The sequence below is a fragment of the Arthrobacter sp. Y3223164 genome (assembly GCF_059091005.1).
Genome location: NZ_JBNHGF010000266.1, coordinates 1 through 3,985, shown reverse-complemented (window position 1 = coordinate 3,985; position 3,985 = coordinate 1). Strand labels below are relative to the sequence as shown.

The following is a 3,985-nucleotide window of genomic DNA, read 5'->3' as shown; positions in this document are numbered from 1 at the left end:
GCCAGCCCGGCCGCCGCGGCGATCCTGGCCACTTCATCCCGCAGCCGGTCGGTGCCGCCGACGAGGACGACGTCCGTCGCTTCCGCGGGTTTCCAGCGGGACCGCTCCGCGGCGGTGTGGTGTCCTGGCATGCCCCGATCTTCGCTGAACTCCCGGCCCGCGCCCGCCACGACAACTCCGGATGTGGGCCGCAAGGGACGGCTTGGGGCGTGTGGAGGACCGGTCGGTGCAGAATTGAGGTGTGTACATGGTCCTGGCCTCCGCCGCGCGGAACATTTCCGTGCCGGAGGGCACAGAACCCGTCGCTTACCTGCAGCGCACCGACGCGCACGGCACCCCCTCCGGGCCGCCCGTCGTCGTGCCTCAGGGACGACTCGCCTCGACGGTTCGAAGCCTGGACGGCGAGGGACCCCGCTGGGTCTTCGAAGCCACGCGCGCCGCGTATCAGCCGCTGCTGGCCGCCGGCACGGGCGTGGACCGCAGCCACGATCTCACGCTCGCCCGCAACATCCTGGCCCTGTCGGTCCACGCCCCGGACACCGGGTATGTCCGCACGCTGCGGGAGGCGCCGGCCGCGCATCAGGACGAAGAGCTGCCGCGTCAGCTACCGCCGCCGCAGCAGTCCCCGGACCAGTTCACCCTCTTTGACGAACCACAGCCCGGCGGCACCGACCTGGAGGACCTCGTGGCCGAGCTGCAGGACCAGTTGGCGGCCGTGGCCGCGTCGGTCCACCGCGGCCGGCTGCAGCTGCTGCTGGCGGCCGAATCGGCAGGCGCCCTGATCGCCACCGAGATGGAGCACGCCGGCGTGCCGTGGCGCGAGGACGTGCACCTGGCCATCCTTACGGACCAACTGGGGGCACGCCCGCGGGAAGGCCAGCGGCCGGACAAGCTGGAGGAGCTCGCCGTCAGGCTCGGACAGGAGCTGGCCAATCCCACGTTCAACCCCGACTCCCAGCAGCAGCTCATCCGCGCCCTGCACCGGGCCGGCATCGAGGTCAAAACCACCAGCTCCTGGGAATTGAAGCAGCACACCCATCCGGCAATCGAGCCGCTGCTGCAATACCGCAAGCTCGCCCGCCTGTTCACTGCCAATGGCTGGGCCTGGTTGGACGCCTGGGTCCGGGACGGCCGCTTCCGGCCCGAGTACGTAGTGGGCGGCGTGGTCACCGGGCGATGGGCATCACGCGGCGGCGGGGCCCTGCAGATACCCGGGCAGATCCGGGACGCCGTCCGCCCTGACCCCGGCCACAAGCTCATCGTCGCGGACGCAGCGCAGCTGGAACCCCGGGTGCTGGCGGTGCTGGCGCAGGACGAGGCCCTGGCAGCGGCCGGCCGTGGCAAGGATCTCTACCAGGGCATTGCCGACGCCGGATTCGGCGGCGACCGTGCCAAGGCGAAGATCGCGATGCTCGGGGCCATGTACGGTGCGACCACCGGCGAGTCCGGCCGGCTGATGCCCCAGCTCACCCGGACGTATCCGCAGGCCATCGCGGTGGTCGAGCGCGCGGCCCGGGCCGGCGAGGCGGGGCAGGTGGTCAGCAGCTACCTGGGCCGCAGCTGCCCTCCGCCGTCGGAACGCTGGCTGGCCTCCCAACGCACCTCCACGGCCGAAGAGCAGCGACGGGCCGATACCTTGGCCCGCAGCCGCGGCCGCTTCACCCGCAACTTCGTGGTGCAGTCCACGGCCGCTGAATGGGCGCTGTGCTGGCTGGCGGAATTACGACGGCGGCTGCGCGCCTGCGCGGCGGAAGGAACCTTCGTGGGGGACATGGTGTTCTTCCTTCACGACGAGGTCATGCTGCACGTCCGCGAGGACCGTGCCCAACTGGCCTGCCGGCTGGTGGAGGAATCCGCAGCTGCCGCCACCCGCCTGGTCTTCGGCGCCATCCCTGTGGCCTTCCCGGTCAGTGTGGCGGTGGTCGATTCCTACGCCGACGCCAAGTAAGGCAGCGTGCCTCCCCCAGCAGGCCACCGGACCATGACCGTCAGCCGGCCGCAGGCCACAGGGCGCGGACCATGACCGTCAGCCCGGCCGGAGGGGCGCGGGCAGCCGTCAGCCGGTTACAGGGCGCGCGGGGCAGCCGTCAGCCGGCCGCAGGGCGCGGGGCGATCGGTGCCGGGATTTCGCGCGACCTGTCCCAGTCCAACGACCATCCCAGGTCGTCAAACAGGTGACTGAGCAGTATGGCGGTGAAGCCCCAGACCACCACTCCGTGGACCAGGAACGCGGGGCTGCGGAAAACCTGGCCGCCGCGGCGGAGCACCGACATCCGCCGGTTGGCAGGATCCAGCAGGTCGGCGACCGGCACACGGAAGACCTGCGCCGACTCGGCAAAGTCGACCACGTCGACCGGCGAGGGAGCGGCCCACCAGGCCAAGACCGGCGTCACCAAAAAGTTGCTGACCGACAGCGGGATGTCCGGCAGGACACCCAATACTTCGACGCCGGCCGCGTCCAGGCCTGTTTCCTCGACCGCTTCGCGGACCGCCGCGGCGGCGGGTCCGTCGTCGTCGGGGTCGATGCGGCCGCCCGGAAACGCCACCTGCCCGGGATGCGAGGAGAGGCCCGCGGCGCGTTCCACGAAGAGCAGGTCAAGATCATCCGGGACGGCCGAATCGTGGAAGTGGGCCGGTGCGTCGTCCAGGGCGCCGAAGAGCAGGAGCACCGCGGCCGGGCGCGCCGTCCCCTGGTCAAGCGCGACGTCGTACCAGCGCTCCCGTTCGCGGACGGAGAGCCGCTGGTCCATCGGCAGCTCCACCAGCCGCTGCAGGTCCTGCTTGGCGCTCATCGTCAGGCTCCCAGCGGAAAGCCCGCTGCGCGAAGCTCCCGCCTCGTCTCCCCGGCCATCATCCGGGCCAGCAGTTCTTCGCGTCCCGGCGCGAGTTCATACTTCAGCAGTTTCCGCGCCTTCTCCGGGTCCACCTCTCCCTCGCCGTAGGACGGGCACCATTGGGCGACGGGACAGGCGCCGCACGCCGGCTTCCGGGCGTGGCACACCCGGCGGCCGTGAAAAACAACACGGTGCGAGAGCATGGTCCAGTCCCTGGGCTCGAACAGCTCCGCAACATCAAATTCCACCTTGACCGCGTCGGTGGACCCGGTCCACCCAAAGCGGCGGGACAACCTGAGGAAATGCGTATCCACGGTGATCCCCGGGATCCCAAACGCATTGCCCAGCACCACATTCGCCGTCTTTCGGCCGACGCCGGCGAGCTTGACCAGGTCGTCCAGGTTTCCCGGCACCTCGCCGTCGAACTCGTCGACGATCTGGTTGGCCATCTTCAGCAGGCTCTGGGACTTGGCCCGGAAAAAGCCCGTGGGCTTGATCAGCTCCTGCAGTTCGGCCTCATCGGCTGCTGCGAGGGCGCGGGCATCCGGGTAGCGCTGGAAGAGCACCGGAGTGGTCATGTTGACCCGGACGTCGGTGGTCTGCGCGGAGAGGATGGTCGCCACGAGCAGCTCGAAGGGGTTGGAGAAATCCAGTTCCGCCACCGCATACGGGTAGTGTTCGGCGAGCTCCTTGTTGATCCGCCGGGCGCGGCGTTTGCGCGCCAGCAGGGACTCTTCGGTCTTGCGCCGGCGGGTGGCCGGCGCCCGATCAGGCACGCTCAATGTTCGTCAGGTCCCTCAACACGCCCACCCGGCCGTCCGTGTGCTGCACCAGGAATTCGTCGCCGCGGTCCTGCAGCGCCAGGATCCACGACCCGGGCTCCACCGTGAACATGACCTGGCCGGTGTTCTCGTCCAGCACCGGGCGGGTGCGCCCGACGGCGAACCAAAAGGCCTCGTATTCCCCTTCGGCTTCCTCGTCCTCGTAGTGTTCCCTGGTGGCGCTGATGGGAGCAGACGCCGAGGCAGCGTCGGCGCCGGCGCGGGCGGTTACCTTCTCCCCGACCGACGGCATGGCCGTGGTGGCTGCTGTCGTCGTCTGGTTGGCGGCAGCGGGTGTGGCGGCACTGGCTCCGGCCCCGGTGGGCTTGG

General features: G+C 70.2%; 3 protein-coding genes and 1 pseudogene. 1 reads left to right on the top strand and 3 read right to left on the bottom strand.

Translation table 11 applies throughout. The annotated features are described in order from the left end of the window. Nucleotides 1–247 precede the first annotated feature (247 nt). Nucleotides 248–1,948, top strand: a complete 1,701-nt coding sequence (locus AC5RUJ_RS12295) for a bifunctional 3'-5' exonuclease/DNA polymerase (RefSeq protein ID WP_494128633.1) — start codon at nt 248–250, stop codon at nt 1,946–1,948. A 139-nt stretch (nt 1,949–2,087) separates the two neighbouring features. On the opposite strand, the gene AC5RUJ_RS12290 is transcribed toward AC5RUJ_RS12295, so the two are convergent. From AC5RUJ_RS12290 to AC5RUJ_RS12280, 3 genes and pseudogenes are all read right to left on the bottom strand, one after another. After that, complete coding sequence (locus AC5RUJ_RS12290; protein ID WP_494025346.1) at nt 2,088–2,792, bottom strand: NUDIX hydrolase; 705 nt, start codon at nt 2,790–2,792, stop codon at nt 2,088–2,090. Nucleotides 2,793–2,794: 2 nt separating this feature from the next. Then, nucleotides 2,795–3,610, bottom strand: a complete 816-nt coding sequence (nth, locus tag AC5RUJ_RS12285; RefSeq protein WP_494128623.1) for an endonuclease III — start codon at nt 3,608–3,610, stop codon at nt 2,795–2,797. Further along, nucleotides 3,603–3,985: pseudogene (locus AC5RUJ_RS12280) on the bottom strand (hypothetical protein); the annotation flags it as partial. The gene nth and the pseudogene AC5RUJ_RS12280, both read right to left, overlap by 8 nt.

Excerpts from the sequence above, each read along its gene's own strand:
- AC5RUJ_RS12295 (WP_494128633.1), top strand. The coding sequence starts at position 248 with ATGGTCCTGGCCTCCGCCGCGCGGAACATTTCCGTGCCGGAGGGCACA.
- AC5RUJ_RS12290 (WP_494025346.1), bottom strand. The coding sequence starts at position 2,792 with ATGAGCGCCAAGCAGGACCTGCAGCGGCTGGTGGAGCTGCCGATGGAC.